15 protein-coding genes are annotated in these 15,851 nt (G+C 54.7%); 11 read left to right on the top strand and 4 right to left on the bottom strand.

The window, feature by feature from the left end; genetic code table 11:
• Positions 1–14: 14 nt before the first annotated feature.
• Positions 15–1,694, bottom strand: coding sequence for a potassium-transporting ATPase subunit KdpA (gene kdpA, locus ACWKXT_RS06195; protein WP_454531969.1), 1,680 nt, complete (start codon positions 1,692–1,694; stop codon positions 15–17).
• The gene (gene kdpF, locus ACWKXT_RS06190; RefSeq protein WP_014069365.1) at positions 1,694–1,783 is read right to left on the bottom strand and encodes a K(+)-transporting ATPase subunit F; all 90 of its coding nucleotides are present in this window, start codon (positions 1,781–1,783) and stop codon (positions 1,694–1,696) included. The genes kdpA and kdpF overlap by 1 nt, the downstream gene beginning before the upstream one ends.
• A gap of 309 nt (positions 1,784–2,092) precedes the next feature.
• Here kdpF and ACWKXT_RS06185 point away from each other — a divergent pair, with 309 nt between their 5' ends.
• The 7 genes from ACWKXT_RS06185 to nei all read left to right on the top strand — a co-directional run bounded on the left by ACWKXT_RS06185 (position 2,093) and on the right by nei (position 8,200).
• Complete coding sequence (locus tag ACWKXT_RS06185) at positions 2,093–2,299, top strand: YbfA family protein (RefSeq protein ID WP_013097552.1); 207 nt, start codon at positions 2,093–2,095, stop codon at positions 2,297–2,299.
• 600 nt (positions 2,300–2,899) lie between these two features.
• Entirely contained in the window at positions 2,900–4,312 is a 1,413-nt protein-coding gene (gene phrB, locus ACWKXT_RS06180; protein ID WP_454531968.1) for a deoxyribodipyrimidine photo-lyase, read from the top strand.
• Between the two features lie 10 nt (positions 4,313–4,322).
• Positions 4,323–5,066, top strand: a complete 744-nt coding sequence (locus ACWKXT_RS06175) for a type 2 GTP cyclohydrolase I (RefSeq protein ID WP_080328168.1) — start codon at positions 4,323–4,325, stop codon at positions 5,064–5,066.
• Between the two features lie 14 nt (positions 5,067–5,080).
• Positions 5,081–5,737: a 5-oxoprolinase subunit PxpB gene (gene pxpB / locus ACWKXT_RS06170; RefSeq protein WP_454528781.1), complete on the top strand. Its 657-nt coding sequence runs from the start codon at positions 5,081–5,083 to the stop codon at positions 5,735–5,737.
• Positions 5,731–6,663: a 5-oxoprolinase subunit PxpC gene (gene pxpC, locus ACWKXT_RS06165; RefSeq protein WP_454531967.1), complete on the top strand. Its 933-nt coding sequence runs from the start codon at positions 5,731–5,733 to the stop codon at positions 6,661–6,663. Before pxpB ends, pxpC begins: the two co-directional genes overlap by 7 nt.
• Complete coding sequence (gene pxpA / locus ACWKXT_RS06160; protein WP_454531966.1) at positions 6,650–7,396, top strand: 5-oxoprolinase subunit PxpA; 747 nt, start codon at positions 6,650–6,652, stop codon at positions 7,394–7,396. Before pxpC ends, pxpA begins: the two co-directional genes overlap by 14 nt.
• Positions 7,397–7,408: 12 nt before the next feature.
• Positions 7,409–8,200 (top strand): endonuclease VIII, encoded by a 792-nt coding sequence (nei, locus tag ACWKXT_RS06155; RefSeq protein ID WP_454531965.1) that lies wholly within the window; start codon positions 7,409–7,411, stop codon positions 8,198–8,200.
• A 2-nt stretch (positions 8,201–8,202) separates the two neighbouring features.
• Here nei and ACWKXT_RS06150 read toward each other — a convergent pair whose 3' ends face one another.
• The gene (locus ACWKXT_RS06150) at positions 8,203–9,051 is read right to left on the bottom strand and encodes a helix-turn-helix domain-containing protein (RefSeq protein WP_454528785.1); all 849 of its coding nucleotides are present in this window, start codon (positions 9,049–9,051) and stop codon (positions 8,203–8,205) included.
• A gap of 187 nt (positions 9,052–9,238) precedes the next feature.
• Between ACWKXT_RS06150 and ACWKXT_RS06145 the strand changes: the two genes are divergently transcribed.
• The 4 genes from ACWKXT_RS06145 to ACWKXT_RS06130 all read left to right on the top strand — a co-directional run bounded on the left by ACWKXT_RS06145 (position 9,239) and on the right by ACWKXT_RS06130 (position 14,392).
• Entirely contained in the window at positions 9,239–11,020 is a 1,782-nt protein-coding gene (locus ACWKXT_RS06145; protein ID WP_454531964.1) for a DUF2264 domain-containing protein, read from the top strand.
• 36 nt (positions 11,021–11,056) lie between these two features.
• Positions 11,057–12,319: an oligosaccharide MFS transporter gene (locus ACWKXT_RS06140; RefSeq protein WP_454531963.1), complete on the top strand. Its 1,263-nt coding sequence runs from the start codon at positions 11,057–11,059 to the stop codon at positions 12,317–12,319.
• Positions 12,320–12,340: 21 nt separating this feature from the next.
• Positions 12,341–13,531 carry a glycoside hydrolase family 88 protein gene (locus tag ACWKXT_RS06135; RefSeq protein WP_454531962.1) on the top strand — a complete coding sequence of 397 codons (1,191 nt, stop codon included), beginning with the start codon at positions 12,341–12,343 and terminating at the stop codon, positions 13,529–13,531.
• 81 nt (positions 13,532–13,612) lie between these two features.
• Positions 13,613–14,392, top strand: coding sequence for an oligogalacturonate-specific porin KdgM family protein (locus ACWKXT_RS06130; protein ID WP_454531961.1), 780 nt, complete (start codon positions 13,613–13,615; stop codon positions 14,390–14,392).
• A gap of 43 nt (positions 14,393–14,435) precedes the next feature.
• On the opposite strand, the gene ACWKXT_RS06125 is transcribed toward ACWKXT_RS06130, so the two are convergent.
• Positions 14,436–15,719: a citrate synthase gene (locus ACWKXT_RS06125; RefSeq protein ID WP_454528790.1), complete on the bottom strand. Its 1,284-nt coding sequence runs from the start codon at positions 15,717–15,719 to the stop codon at positions 14,436–14,438.
• Between the last annotated feature and the right edge of the window lie 132 nt (positions 15,720–15,851).

Genomic DNA, 15,851 nt, shown 5'->3' with positions numbered 1-15,851 from the left:
AATACTCCGCAAAATCAGCGTAAAGAGAGAGTTTCCGCGACCGGGCCTAACGCGAGGGCGGGGATAAAGGTCAGGGCGCCGACCAGCAAAACGGTGCCCATCAGCAGGCCGATAAACAGCGCGCCGTGGGTCGGTAATGTCCCGGTGGTGGTCGGTTGAATTTTCTTATTCACCAGCGATCCGGCAATCGCCATTACCGGCACAATTACCCCGAAGCGACCCACAAACATGCAGAACGCCAGCAGGCAGTTCCAGAACGGTGAATTGGCGCTTAAGCCCGCAAAGGCGCTGCCGTTGTTGTTGGCTGCAGACGAGACGGCATACAGCACTTCGCTGAAGCCATGAATGCCAGGATTAAAGATGCCGCTGCGTCCGGCCTCGGTCATCAGCGCCAGCGCGGTGCCGAGCAGCACAAGCGCAGGGGTGACCAGAATCGCCAGCGCGGTTAACTTCATCTCGCGAACGTCGATTTTTTTACCGAGGTATTCCGGGGTGCGGCCAATCATCAGCCCGGCAATAAACACCGCCAGCAGAACGAACAGCAGCATGCCGTAAAGACCCGAGCCCACGCCGCCAAACACCACTTCGCCGATCTGCATCAGCCACATCGGGATCATCCCGCCCAGCGCGGTAAAAGAATCATGCATGGCATTGACGGCCCCGCACGATGCCGCCGTGGTGACCACCGCGTAGAGGCTGCTGGCGAGAATGCCGAAGCGGCTCTCTTTACCTTCCATATTGACCGTGCTGTTCGCCCCAAGCTGCATGAAATGGGGGTTGCCGTTCCATTCAGCCCACATCACCAGCGCCACGCAGACCACGAAAATCAGCGACATCGTCCAGAGCAGGGTACGACCCTGACGGCGATCGTTGACCACATCACCAAAGGCGAAACAGAGCGCGGCGGGGATCAGGAAGATCGCCAGCATCTGCACAAAATTGGTCAGGGCGGTCGGGTTTTCGAACGGGTGCGACGAGTTGGCGTTGAAGAAGCCGCCGCCGTTCGTTCCAAGCATTTTGATGGCTTCCTGAGATGCCACTGGCCCCATCGGCAGGAGCTGTTTTGCACCTTCCAGCGAGGTATAGGGCGCGTAAGGCAGCAGGTTTTGCAGGGTGCCCTGCTGAATAAAGAAGAGTGCGATCAGCAGCGCAATCGGCAGCAGGATCCACAGCGTAATGCGCGTCAGATCCACCCACGCGTTACCCAGCGTGCTCACTTTCTGGCGCGCAAACGCACGCGTCAGGGCGAAGATTACCGCGATACCGCTGGCCGCAGAAAGAAAGTTCTGCACGGTTAACCCGGCCATCTGGCTGAAGTAGCTGAGTGTGGTTTCACCGGCATAGGACTGCCAGTTGGTGTTGGTGACAAAGCTGACCGCCGTGTTCAGGGCAAGATGCCAGGACAGGCCCGGTAACTGTTGCGGGTTCAGCGGCAGGCTTCCTTGCATCATTAGCATGGCAAGAAGCGCAAAAAGCCCGACGATATTCAGCAGCAGAATGGCGAACAGATACTGACGCCAGTTCATCTCCCGATCGTCTATTCCCAGAACACGCCAGATCCCTTTTTCAACGCTTCCTGTGCCGGGCAGGGGAACGTTGTTGATAAGCCTGGCCAGTCCTGTACCCAGTGGCCTTGCCAGAATGAACAATACCACTAAGAAGCTGGCGATAAGTAAAAACGCCTGAGTAGCCATCAGAATGCCTCCGCATTAATCAGGGCATAGACCAGATAACCCAATAACAGGAACACCAGCACGATGCCGGCAATAAGACCTGCACTCACAATCCACCTCCGGGTGACTTTTGTTGTTGTGCTAACGGTAGGATTTACGGCGCAAAGATTTCGCAAAAATGAGGAGGGCGGGTGTAAAAAAAGTATAAAAATGGCAAAAACCACAATTTAACTATTGGTAAGTAAATCTTTAACTTTTTTGTAACTTAATTACGGCGGGAATGTAAATATTCATTAAATGGATAAAAATAAGTGGTCGGATGAGTAGTAAAATTACAAACAAAGCGATATTATTTTAGCCAGGTCACAGATTTCACATTTTCCGGAGCGTGTTTCCGGCCAACTACAGGGGAGAAAAATATGGATCTTTATAAAGAGTATCCGGCTCATATCGTGTTCATGCGTCGCGCTTTCGCCGTAGTGGCTGGCGTGCTGGCCCTGCCGGTGATGTTGTTCTGGAAAGATCGCGCACGTTTTTACAGCTATCTGCACCGCGTCTGGGCGAAAACCAGCGAGAAGCCGGTGTGGATGGATCAGGCCGAGAAAGCGACCTGCGATTTCTACTGATACGGTGTGACATCGTAGCCATAAAAAAACCGCCTACAGCAATGTGGCGGTTTTTTTGTCCCTCGGGATTCGCGGTCCGTTGGGTGGTTTTCAAGCCCTCGTCAGAGGCTTATAAGATTATCTCGGGTCCTTAAGTAATCAAACAGCAACGCCCTAAATATATTCTTAAAAACCTTTTCGATGGATTACCTTTTACGCGAGGGCCAACTACTATGCAGCGTCCCTTTCCGCCATCTCGCACATGGGCACCGGTCCCGGGAAAGGCGTCACCACAACCGTAAGTCAGGCTCTCGTCAGGGCTTGTGTCCACCGACTTATCACCGGTGGTGAACGGTGGAGCGGTTAGCTGCAGGGACCGCATAATGAAACGCTATTTTTGCATCGCGTTCATTGTCGCCAGCGCACTCGTTGTAAAGAGTGATAAACCGGATGTGTTTATTGCCTTTACCCTGATAGCGCAGGACAAGTAGCGTTAAGGCCGCCCCTGGCGGCCTTTTTTATTTCATCCCGTCTACACTTCATGGCAAAGTAGTTCAATGCATGCCTTTTTCCTTTTACGGCACGCCCTTACGGACATAATGGACAATAGCCTGGAGTTTTATGCCCACCCATCTGGTTTGGTTTCGCGCGGATTTACGCATTCACGACAACTTCGCTCTCGCGGCGGCCTGCCGCGCTAAAGATGCGAATGTGCTGGCCCTGTTTATCGCTACGCCTGAACAGTGGCGGCAGCATGGCATGGCGCCCCGGCAAGCGGCATTACTCAGCGCGTATCTGAATGACCTGCAACATTCACTGGCCGAAAAAGGCATTCCGCTGATCTATAAAGAGGCCCATGATTTTGCCGCGCAGTGCCAGACGGTGCAGGCAATCTGCCAGCAGCACGCAGTAACACATCTTTATTACAACTATCAGTACGAATTCAACGAGCAGCAGCGGGATCGTCAGCTGGAGAAAACCCTTGCGGGCGTGGTCTGTGAAGGCTTTGATGACAGCGTGATGCTCGCGCCGGGCAGCGTAATGACCGGCAGTCACGAGATGTATAAAGTTTTCACGCCGTTTAAAAATGCCTTTATCAAACGCCTGAAAGAGGGACTGCCTGAGTGCGTTACCGCCCCGGCCGTAAGAGGGGAAACGATAACGGGTCTGCCGGAGATCAGGCTGAATTATCCCCAGCAATCGTTCGATGAAACAGTATTCCCCGCCAGCGAGAAAGCGGCCATCGCCCGGTTGCGTCAGTTCTGCAAGCAGGGGGCGGCTGAATATGACGCGCGTCGGGATTTTCCCGCGATTGAAGGCACCAGCCGCTTGTCGGCCTGTTTAGCGCTGGGCGCGCTCTCTCCGCGCCAGTGTTTACATCGCCTGCTGGCGGAACAGCCTCAGGCGTTAGACGGGGGGGCAGGCGCAGTGTGGCTGAACGAACTAATCTGGCGTGAGTTTTATCGCCATCTGATGACGTATCATCCTGATTTGTGTAAACATCGGCCCTTTATTCACTGGACCGAACAGGTACAGTGGCAGTCGAATGAGAAGCTGCTTAAGGCATGGCAGCATGGGCTCACCGGCTTCCCGATTGTTGATGCGGCTATGCGGCAACTCAATGAAACCGGGTGGATGCATAACCGTCTGCGAATGATTACCGCCAGCTTCCTGGTGAAGGATCTGCTTATCGACTGGCGAACCGGAGAGCGTTATTTTATCTCTCAGCTGATCGATGGCGATCTGGCGGCGAATAACGGCGGCTGGCAGTGGGCAGCCTCCACCGGAACGGATGCGGCTCCCTATTTTCGGATCTTCAATCCGACCACGCAGGGACAACGATTTGACGCCGACGGCGAGTTTATCCGTCGCTGGCTGCCTGAACTTAAGGATGTCCCCGCCAAAGCCATTCATGAACCCTGGGTATGGGCGGATAAACAGCGTGTTACCCTGAACTATCCCCGTCCCATTGTCGACCATAAAGAGGCGCGCGTCGCCACGCTGGCGGCGTACGAAGCCGCCCGCAAAGTTTGAGAGAATGATGATGAAAAACAGTGAACTGGAACGCCTGATTAACGAAAAACTTAACGCTGCCTCCTTCAGCGACTACGGCCCGAATGGCCTGCAGGTGGAAGGTCGCGAAACGGTGCAAAAAATTATCACCGGCGTGACGGCAAGCCAGGCGCTACTGGATGAGGCGGTCCGTCAGGAAGCCGATGCGGTGATTGTCCACCATGGCTACTTCTGGAAAAACGAATCGCCGATTATCCGCGGCATGAAGCGCAATCGCCTGAAAACGCTGCTGGCGAATGACATCAACCTGTACGGTTACCACCTGCCGCTGGATGCGCATCCGGAGTTGGGCAACAACGTCCAGCTGGCGCAGCTGTTGGGGATTACCGTGATGGGTGAAATCGAGCCGCTGGTGCCGTGGGGCGAATTGTCGATGCCGGTACCAGGTCTGGAGCTGGCCTCGTGGATCGAAGCGCGTCTGGGGCGTCGTCCGCTGTGGTGCGGCGACACCGGACCCGATACCGTGAAGCGTGTGGCCTGGTGTACAGGCGGTGGCCAGGGCTTTATCGACAGCGCCGCACGCTTCGGTGTTGATGCGTTTATTACCGGCGAAGTCTCCGAGCAGACGGTTCATTCCGCTCGTGAACAGGGGCTGCATTTTTACGCGGCGGGGCACCACGCCACCGAACGCGGCGGCATCCGCGCCCTCAGCGAGTGGCTGACGGAAAACACCGATCTGGATGTGACGTTTATTGATATCCCTAATCCGGCCTGATGAGAGGTAGTTAAGTGCAGCGAGCGCGTTGTTATCTTCTGGGTGAAACCGCAGTCGTTCTGGAGCTTGAACCGCCGGTGACGCTTGCCACGCAAAAGCGTATCTGGCGTCTGGCACAGCGTCTGCCTGAAATGCCGGGCGTCGTTGAGGCTATTCCGGGTATGAATAATATCACCGTAGTGCTGCGTGATCCGCACACGGGGGCGCTGGATGCCATTGAGCGTCTGCAACGCTGGTGGGAGGAGAGCGAGGCGCTGGAGCCGGAATCGCGGACGATTGAGATCCCGGTCGTGTATGGCGGCACGAGTGGTCCCGATCTGAGCGTGGTAGCCGAACACTGTGGGCTCACGGAAAAACAGGTTGTTGAGCTGCACACCTCGGTTGATTACGTAGTCTGGTTTTTAGGATTTCAGCCGGGATTTCCGTATCTGGGCGGGTTATCGCCCCAGTTGCATACGCCGCGTCGGGCCGAACCGCGCCTGAGCGTACCGGCGGGCACGGTAGCGATTGGCGGTGAGCAAACGGGGATCTACCCGCTCGCTTCGCCGGGCGGCTGGCAGCTTATCGGGCACACGTCCACGCCGTTGTTCGAGCCCGGACAGGATGCGCCAATACTCCTGCGTCCGGGTGATACCCTGCGCTTTATCCCGCAGAAGGAGGGGGTATGTTAACGCTTATTCGCGCGGGGCTTTACACCTCCGTTCAGGATGCCGGGCGCTTTGGCATGCGTCAGTCCGGCGTGAGCTACTGCGGCGCGCTTGACCGCCCTTCGCTGGAGATTGCCAACCTGCTGGTCGGCAACGCAGGCAGCACGGCGGCGTTAGAAATTACACTGGGCCAGTGCGTGATTGAATTTGGCCAGGAGACCTGGTTTGCCTTAACCGGCGCGGGCTGTGACGCCACGCTGGACGGCAAAGCGGTGTGGACCGGCTGGCGTCTGCGGGCGAAGGCCGGGCAGAGATTGACGCTCAAACGTCCACTCCACGGCGTGCGTAGCTACCTCGCGGTAGCGGGCGGCATCGACGTGCCGGATGTGCTGGGCTCATCCAGTACCGATCAAAAAGCGGGCATCGGCGGTCATGAAGGGCGCCTGCTGCGCGACGGCGATCGTCTGACGATTAAGCCCTCCACGCGCCATTTCTCGACCACGCAGGGCGTGAAGCAACTGCTGTGGGGAAACGTGATCCGCGCCTTACCGGGGCCGGAATATCAGGAGTTTGATGAAGCCTCGAAAGAGTCTTTCTGGCGCTCGCCGTGGAAGATAAGCCCACAGAGTAACCGCATGGGTTACCGCCTGCAGGGGCAGCCGCTGACCCGCACGACGGACCGGGAGCTGCTTTCCCATGGCCTGCTGCCAGGCGTGATTCAGGTGCCGGGCAACGGTCAGCCCATCGTGCTGATGAACGACGCGCAAACCACCGGCGGTTATCCGCGGATTGCCTGCATTATCGAAGCGGATCGCTACCATCTGGCGCAAATCCCCCTCGGTCAGCCGATTCATTTCGTGCAGTGTTCGCTGGAAGAGGCGCTGAAGGCGCGGCAGGATCAGCAGCGTTATCTGGAACAGCTGGCGTGGAGGCTTGATGGTAAAGATTGATTTAAATGCGGATCTGGGGGAGGGCAGCAGCGCCGATGCGGAACTGATGACCCTGGTCTCCTCGGTCAATATCGCCTGCGGCTTTCACGCGGGCGATGCGCAGACCATGCTGGCGAGCGTGCGTAATGCCATTAAGAATGGCGTCGCGATTGGGGCTCACCCAAGCTTCCCTGACCGGGATAACTTTGGCCGCACGGCGATGGATCTGCCGCCGGAGACGGTCTACGCTCAGGTGCTCTACCAGATCGGCGCCCTGGAGGCGATAGTGCGCGCTGAGAATGGTGTGTTGCGCCACGTCAAGCCGCACGGCATGCTCTATAACCAGGCAGCGAAAGAGCTGGCGCTGGCGGACGCCATCGCCCGCGCGTTGCGGGACTGCAATCCGCAGCTGATTCTGGTAGGCCTGGCGGGCAGCGAGCTTATTCGTGCCGGAGAACGGCTGGGGCTGACGACGCGGCAGGAAGTGTTTGCCGATCGGGGATACATGCCGGACGGTAGCCTGGTTCCGCGTACGCAGGCCGGTGCGCTGATAACCGACGAAGCTAAAGCACTGGCGCAAACGCTGGAGATGGTGCGCGCTGGACGTGTCACCGCCGTGGACGGAACACCGGCGAACGTGCAGGCCGATACGGTGTGTCTACACGGCGACGGCGAGCATGCGCTCCAGTTCGCGCGCCGCCTCCGGGCGGCGTTCGCTGAAGAGGGCATTCTTGTCAGCGCAGACGAATCATAAAAGGACAATAACATGCCTGAAGGTCCGGAGATCCGCCGCGCGGCGGATAGCCTGGAGGCGGCGATAAAGGGCAAACCGTTGACAGATGTCTGGTTTGCTTTTCCTCAGCTAAAACCGTTTGAATCGCAGCTGGTGGGGCAGACGGTGACCCATATTGAAACGCGCGGCAAAGCCTTACTGACGCACTTTTCCCATAACCTGACGTTATATAGCCATAACCAGCTTTACGGCGTCTGGCGAGTGGTGGAGGCGGACGAGCAGCCGCAAACCACCCGCGTGCTGCGCGTCAGGCTGCAAACGGCCGATAAGGCGATCCTGCTGTACAGCGCGTCGGATATCGAAATGTTAACGCCGGAGCAGCTGCTTACGCACCCGTTTCTGCTGCGGGTCGGGCCGGACGTGCTGGACATGCGCCTGACGGCAAGCGATGTCAAAGCCCGGTTGTTATCAACCAAATTCCGCAATCGGCAGTTTTCCGGGCTGTTGCTCGACCAGGCCTTTCTGGCCGGGCTGGGTAACTACCTGCGGGTGGAGATCCTCTGGGAAGTCGGGCTGGCGGCGCAACATAAAGCGTCTCAGTTGAATGATGAACAGCTGGAGGCGTTATCCCACGCGCTGCTGGATATTCCGCGGCTGTCGTACAATACGCGCGGCGTGGTGGATGAGAATAAGCATCACGGGGCGCTGTTCAGGTTCAAGGTGTTTCATCGGGCGGGGAAAAAGTGCGAGCGATGCGGCGGGATAATTGAGAAGACTACGCTCTCTTCACGACCGTTTTACTGGTGCCCCCACTGCCAACGCTAACGTTATGATGAGGCGTAGGTCTTGCGATACTGCAGGGGCGTCTTTCCGATATTTTTGCGAAAGCAGGTAATAAACCAGGCGTATTCGGAGAAGCCAACCTGTGCGGCAATCTCCCGTACCGTGGCGTTGCTGTGCAGTAATAATTCGCACGCCTGGCGGATACGCCTCATCATCAAATATTCCTGAATAGTCCCGCCCGTTTCATCGTGGAATCGGCGGGACGTATGTCCACGGGAACACCCCATGGCGCTGGCGATCTCTTCCAGGGTACAGCGCTGATGAAAGCGGGTTTCGAGCCAGCGGATAATATTCGCCGAAAAGGTATTCTGCCCGGTGGCCTGCTCCTGCCAGGGGAGCAGGCTGATCAGCTGCATCACCAGAAATGCGCTGTCACTGATGCTGAACGTTTCACTTTTCATCAGCACTTCAAAGCGACCCAGTACGTTCTCAATGACGGGTTGTACGTCGTGCACATCAAAGACCCGGGCTTTTTCTCCTCGACCACACAGCTGGCGAAGCAGTTTCTGCTGACGAGGGAAATCACGCAGATAGTGGTCAATGACGGAACCGTTAAAGTGCAGTGTCGTTCGGTGGTAGATATTGCGCGCGTCCTGCTCGACGTAAACCTTGTGAAGTTTCCCCGGCGGGAAAATAAAGATCCGCCCGGGTTTGACCGTATATTGCTGATGCTCCATCAACGCAATCCCGACCCCCTGAGACACCGATAAAATTTCCACACATTGATGCCAGTGATAGTAATTCGCTGGCATATCTTTCATACGGTTAAAGTAGATCGACTTGTCGGTGAGATTGATATGTTCCAGATAACAGTTGTCTTCAGAACGCTGCATGGTGGCCTCTGAGAGCATGTGAACTAACTTAAACTTTTATCATTTTAACCAAACTTTCCCGCCAGAATTCCAGCCAATGTTGTTCATAATCACCTGCGCTGTTTGAAAATACGACAATTATCACATTTGTCTGCGTCCCTGAATCCTTATGATGCCCCGAAATCATCAAATGAAACGAGGTTTCATTATGCAAACAAGGAACGATTATTGCCGAGTCGCAGAGGGCTGGATCGCCGCTGCCACGCCCCATCTGAACCGGGAAAACACCCGTTTGCACATCGGGGAAACGGTGGCTCACTATTCGGACGATATCGCGGGCATTGAGGGCTTTGCTCGTCTGATGTGGGCGCTTGCTCCGCTATTGAGCGGGGGTGACGCGGGTGGGTATCGGGACCTGTTTTTACAGGGCATCCGATGCGGTTGCGATCCTCAGCATCCGGACTATTGGGGCGATCTGTCTGACAACGACCAGCGCTGTGTTGAAATGGCGGCGTTTGGTCTGGCGCTGGCCTTACCGGAAACGGGGATCTGGCAGGGGCTTTCCCCTGACGAGCAGGACAATCTGGAGCGCTGGCTGCGTCAGAGCGCCGATATAACCATCCCAGATAATAACTGGCATTTTTTCCCGGTGCTGGTTCAGGTTGGCCTGAAACAGGTAGGGCGCCATTACGACATGATGGTGATAGATAAGCATCTGAACGCGGTCGAACCTTTTTGGCTGGGTAACGGCTGGTATTCCGACGGCGCCGGAAAGCCACGCGATTACTACATTTCCAGCGGTTTCCATTTTTACAGTCTGCTGTACAGCCACTTTATGCAGGATGTCGATCCAACCCGTTGTCTCTGTTATCGCCAGCGGGCGCGTCAGTTTGCGGACGACTATATCCACTATTTCACCGCCGACGGCAATGCGATACCGTTTGGCCGTAGCCTGACCTACCGCTTTGTCCAGGCCGCATTCTGGAGTGCAGTGGCCTATACCGGGCTGGATGTACTGTCGCTGGAGGTTGTAAAAGGTCTGATCCTTCGCCATCTCAACTGGTGGATAGCGCAGCCCTTCACTGACAAGGAGGGCTTATTTACCCTGGGGTATACCTACCCGAACCTGGTGATGACGGAAGATTACAACAGTCCGTGCTCTCCCTGGTGGGCCTGCAAAACATTATTGATCCTTGCGTTGCCGGATGACAGCCCATTCTGGCAGGCCGAGCCCGCACCGCTGCCGGTGCGGGAAAATATCCATCAGATAAAAGAGGCCGGGCAAATCATCGTTCATGCCGACGAAAACCGGCACGTGTGGATGCTGATGTCGGGTCAATACGATCGGAATAACTTCGTCAATTTCGAGGCGAAATACAGCAAATTTGCCTATTCCAGCCACTTTGGTTTCACGCTTTCGCGGGGAAATGATGCCCTGAATCATGCGGCCTGCGATTCCATGCTAATGCTCAGCGAACAGGATAACTACTGGCGCGGACGTCGTGAATGCACCTCTGTCGAGATGACTGACGCCTGGCTCCGCAGTACCTGGCAACCCTGGTCGGATGTACTTGTTACGACCTGGCTTATCCCGCATCAACAGGGACACATCCGACTCCACCGGGTTGAAACCCTGCGCACGCTCGACAGCGTCGAGGGCGGGTTCGCCGTCAATCGTGATTTACTCGTGGAGACCAGTAAGGCTTCCCACGAGGTAACGCTCAACACTTTGTCCGGGTGTAGCCAGATTGTGGATCTGCTCTGCGAGCGTCACGCCCTGACCGTCACGACGCCCCCCAACAGCCACATTCTCCATGCCGCACCGGGCGAGATCCCCTGTCTGGGCGCATTGCTTGAACCGGGTACGCACTGGCTGGCGTGTGTCGTAACGGCCACGATGGACTTTGTCCTGCCGCCACCGATGACACTGGCTTTCGATCCCCAGAGCCAGGTTCTCACGCTGAACACGAATACCCTACACATACAATAACTGACGCACCTGGCGTGCGTGCGGAGAAAGATAACCATGAACCCTGTTCAATCAACACGTTCGGCTTACATCAAACTAAGCCTCTTCGTTTTTCTGTTTACCTTTACCTGGGCTGCCAGTTTTGGTCTTTACGCTATCTGGCTGGGGGATAAAGCCGGGCTTGATGGCATCGAAATTGGCACGGTGTTTGCCGTTAACGGCGTTTTTGCCGTCATTTTTAAGCCCATCTACGGCTATATCATGGACAAGATGGGCATGAAAAAGCATCTGCTTTACTTTGTCTGCGTCGTTTCCGCATTAATGGCTCCCTTTTTTATCTGGTGCTATCTGCCGCTGCTGGAGACCCATTTTGTCAGCGGTATGATCGTCGGGGCCTTGTTTTTCAGCCTTGGCTGGTATGCGGGGGTGGCGGCGGAAGAGTCTTATGTCGACCGTTTCAGCCGTTTATACGATATGGAGTTTGGCCGTATCCGCATGTGGGCCGCGCTGGGCTGGGCCACGGCCTCCTCATTTTCCGGTTATCTCTATAACATCTCGCCAAAAATTAACTTTGTTATCAGTAGCCTTTCCGCGCTGTGCATGCTTGCGGTGTTGCTGACGCTCAAAGTCGATCATTTCGGTCAGGAAGAGAACAACGTTCTGTCGAAAGAAAAAATCGTGATCGGCGACGTGTATAACCTGTTACGTAATAAAAAATTCTGGACCTTTGCGCTCTACATCGCCGGTGTGGCGTGGATGATGTTTATCGCTGAACAGCAGTTTTCCCGCTACTTCGTCACCTTCTTCAGCACAAAAGAAGAGGGGAATGCCATGTTTGGCTATATGAGTACAACGCAATCTGCGGCGGAGTTTTTCGGCATGATGTTAGTGCCCGCCATTATTAATCGCATTGGGGCTAAACAGGGAATGTTGCTGACCGGACTGGTGATCAGCCTTCGATTAATTGTCTCCGGCCTGACAAGCGACCCGGTCATTATCTGCCTGATCAAACCGCTGTATGGGATCGAAATCGCCCTGATTCTGGTTTCGGTCTTTAAGTACATCGCCGAGCATTTTGATAAGCGCGTCAACGCCACGATGTATCTGCTGGGGTATCAGGCGATGATCTATGTGGGCTCAATTGTGGTGGCGCCCCCGGCTGGCTATGCCTACCAGACGATTGGGTTTGAGCACACCTATCTGATTATGGGGCTGATAGCACTGGTGTTTACGGGAATTTCTGCGTTTACCCTCTGTGCGTGTTACCAGCACAAAAAGACCCCGGTCCTTCCGTCACCGGGTCAGGAAGCCCTTCACTGAAGCAACGAGAACGAGAGAATGATGTCTGAGAATATACGTAAGGAACCGATTGTCCCTTTTGTGCTGCGCCATGGTGAGCGCGCGGCGATTGCAACCAAGATCCGTAATGCCATGCCGTTAATCGTCAGCGCGGTTGAGCGGAACATGGCCTGGTTCGGACAGCGCTTTCCCGATGCGGCCTGTCGTAACGGTAAGTATCCGGTCATTGATAATCAGGAGTGGACGACCAGTTTCTGGACCGGGCAACTCTGGCTCGCGTGGGAATGGACCGGGGAAGCAAGCTATCGCAGGTTAGCTGAGCAGCATGTCCGCTCATTTGGTGAACGTATTGCCAAACGTGATTGTACAAATCACCACGATCTGGGGTTCTTATACAGTCTCTCCTGTATCGCAGGCAACAAGCTGACGGGCGACAGAGAGGCAAAATACATCGCCCTGCAGGCCGCTGAAGTGTTAATGGAGCGCTACCATCACCGCTGCGGCATTATTCAGGCGTGGGGGGAGCTGGATAACCCTGAGCAGCAGGGAAGAATGATCATCGACTGTAATATGAATTTGCCGCTGTTATATCAGGCCAGTCTTATTACCGGTGAGCCACGCTATGCTGAAGCCGCAAAAAGGCATATTGAACAGGCACGGCGCTATATTGTTCGCGAAGATGGTTCGACATTCCACACGTACTATATGGATGTCAACACCGGTGAGCCACGGTTTGGCAATACCCACCAGGGGTTCTCTGATGATTCCTGCTGGGCGCGCGGGCAGGCGTGGGGCGTGTATGGTTTCCTGCTTAATTATCTCTATACCGGTGATAAAAAGCTGCTGGAGCTGAGCCAGACCCTGGCGAACTACTTTATCAACCGCCTGCCGGACGATCTTATTTGCTACTGGGACCTGGCGTTAACGGACCCGAACAGCGAGCGTGACAGCTCTGCCAGCGCCATTCTTGCCTGTGCACTGCTGGAGCTGGTGAAACAGTTACCGGTGACCCATCCGGATCGTGAAAGCTATGAGGTGCTTGGGTTAAAAATGATTGAAAGCATGATCGATCGTTGCCTCAATCAGACGCATCAGCAGGGGGAAGGATTACTCAAACATTCTGTTTATTATTTTAAAGGTAACGTTGGCGTGAATGAATGCTGTGCCTGGGGCGATTATTTCCTGATGGAAGCCATTGCACGGGCGACCTCGTCATGGAATAGCTACTGGTAATATCTCGCTCTCCCTGTTTTCTACATTATGTCTTTTATTAGACAGGGGAGCACTTATCTCTGTAATGGCAAGGATTATATAATGAAAAGGAAAAGCGTAATACTATTAGCAGCAATAACATTTTCTTCACTGGGCGTGTGTGCAGAAAATAATAATAATATTATTGCCGCACCGGTAAAAGCGACACCGTTTACTACGGTATTTTTTGCCCCGCGTACGCAATACCGCACCGCCAGCGAAAGTTTTTTACAACGTTTAATGCTAACAGGCGTGGTTCAGGATCCGGACAGTATCCTGAAAAGCATGTACTGGAGTTTTGAAACCGATGCTGATTTAGGTAAGCACATGGATCAGTGGAAAAGTAGTTACCAGGAGGCGGAGTTCAATAAACCCTTCCCGCTCGGCGCTAGCCAGTTCTGGCTGGAGCCAGGTACCGTTTTCCATTGGGAATCGGCGGGGTCTCGCATCGATCCTTACATTGGGATTGGTTACCATTTTGATCCGACACTGGGGGCGGTGTTGCGTTATCGCTACAATCATCAGAATCATGACAGTGAAACGCGACAGGGGGATTGGGATGATTCGTCAGAGCATCGCGTGGATATTTATCTGACGAAATATTTCGCCCCTGACTTCTGGATGCAATATAACCCGACGTATTACAGTAAAACGCACTCTGATAAATTCGTGTATGCCAATGGCAAAAATCACACCTTACAGCACAACGTGGTTTTTAATTTCCATACCACGCCACGGTTCTATCCTTTCTTTGAAATTGGGTATTTGGACGAATATAAAGATGACGATGATACAAAAAGTGAATATCAACTGCGTGTGGGGTTCAAATACAATTTAAACTAATAAAAAACGCGCCCTCGGGCGCGTTTTTAGCAGGCAAAACGCATTAACGTTTAATATCTGATTTGAAATCACGCTGCTCGTAACCGGTATACAGCTGACGAGGACGAGCGATCTTCATGCCTTCGCTGTGCATTTCGTTCCAGTGTGCAATCCAGCCTACGGTACGCGCCATGGCGAAGATCACGGTGAACATGGAAGACGGAATGCCCATCGCTTTCAGAATAATGCCAGAGTAGAAATCGACGTTCGGGTAGAGTTTCTTCTCGATGAAGTACGGGTCGTTCAGCGCGATGTGTTCCAGCTCCATCGCCACTTCCAGCAGATCATCTTTCGTGCCCAGTTCTTTCAGCACTTCGTGGCAGGTTTCACGCATGACGGTCGCGCGCGGGTCGTAGTTTTTGTAAACACGGTGACCGAAGCCCATCAGGCGGAAAGAATCATTCTTGTCTTTCGCGCGACGCACGAACTCAGGAATGTGCTCAACGGAGCTGATCTCTTCCAGCATCTTCAGTGCCGCTTCGTTCGCGCCGCCGTGCGCCGGTCCCCACAGGGAGGCGATGCCCGCCGCGATACAGGCGAACGGGTTCGCGCCTGAAGAGCCTGCGGTACGGACGGTAGAGGTCGAAGCGTTCTGTTCGTGGTCAGCGTGCAGGATCAGAATACGGTCCATCGCGCGTTCCAGTACCGGGTTCACTTCATACTCTTCGCACGGCGTGGAGAACATCATGCGCAGGAAGTTACCGGCGTAGGAGAGGTCGTTGCGCGGATACACAAACGGCTGGCCGATGGAGTATTTGTAGCACATCGCCGCCATGGTAGGCATTTTGGACAGCAGGCGGAACGCCGCGATATCACGGTGACGCGGGTTATTCACGTCCAGAGAATCGTGGTAGAACGCCGCCAGCGCACCGGTAATCCCGCACATCACCGCCATCGGGTGAGAGTCACGACGGAACGCATGGAACAGACGGGTGATCTGCTCATGGATCATGGTGTGACGGGTTACGGTAGTTTTGAATTCATCGTACTGTGCCTGCGTCGGTTTTTCGCCGTTCAGCAGGATGTAGCACACTTCCAGATAGTTGGATTCGGTGGCTAACTGATCGATGGGGAAGCCGCGATGGAGCAGGATACCTTCGTCACCGTCAATGTAGGTGATTTTGGATTCGCAAGATGCGGTAGAGGTAAATCCAGGGTCAAAGGTGAAAACTCCTTTGGAACCCAGCGTACGGATATCAATAACATCCTGACCGAGCGTGCCTTTTAGCACATCCAGTTCAATAGCATCACCACCGTTGAGGGTGAGTTTTGCCTTTGTATCAGCCATTTACGGTCTCCTTAGCGCCTTATGCTTAAGACTGCGCTTTACCGGATTTGCTTTCAGCTGTTAATCACCGTTACCAGATTGTTATTTGGCTTACCGCTCAGCTCACGAGGAGTAACCAGGGTACAGAGCTAT

It is taken from the genome of Enterobacter sp. UPMP701 (assembly GCF_053709515.1).
This window is presented reverse-complemented; position numbering and strand designations above follow the sequence as displayed.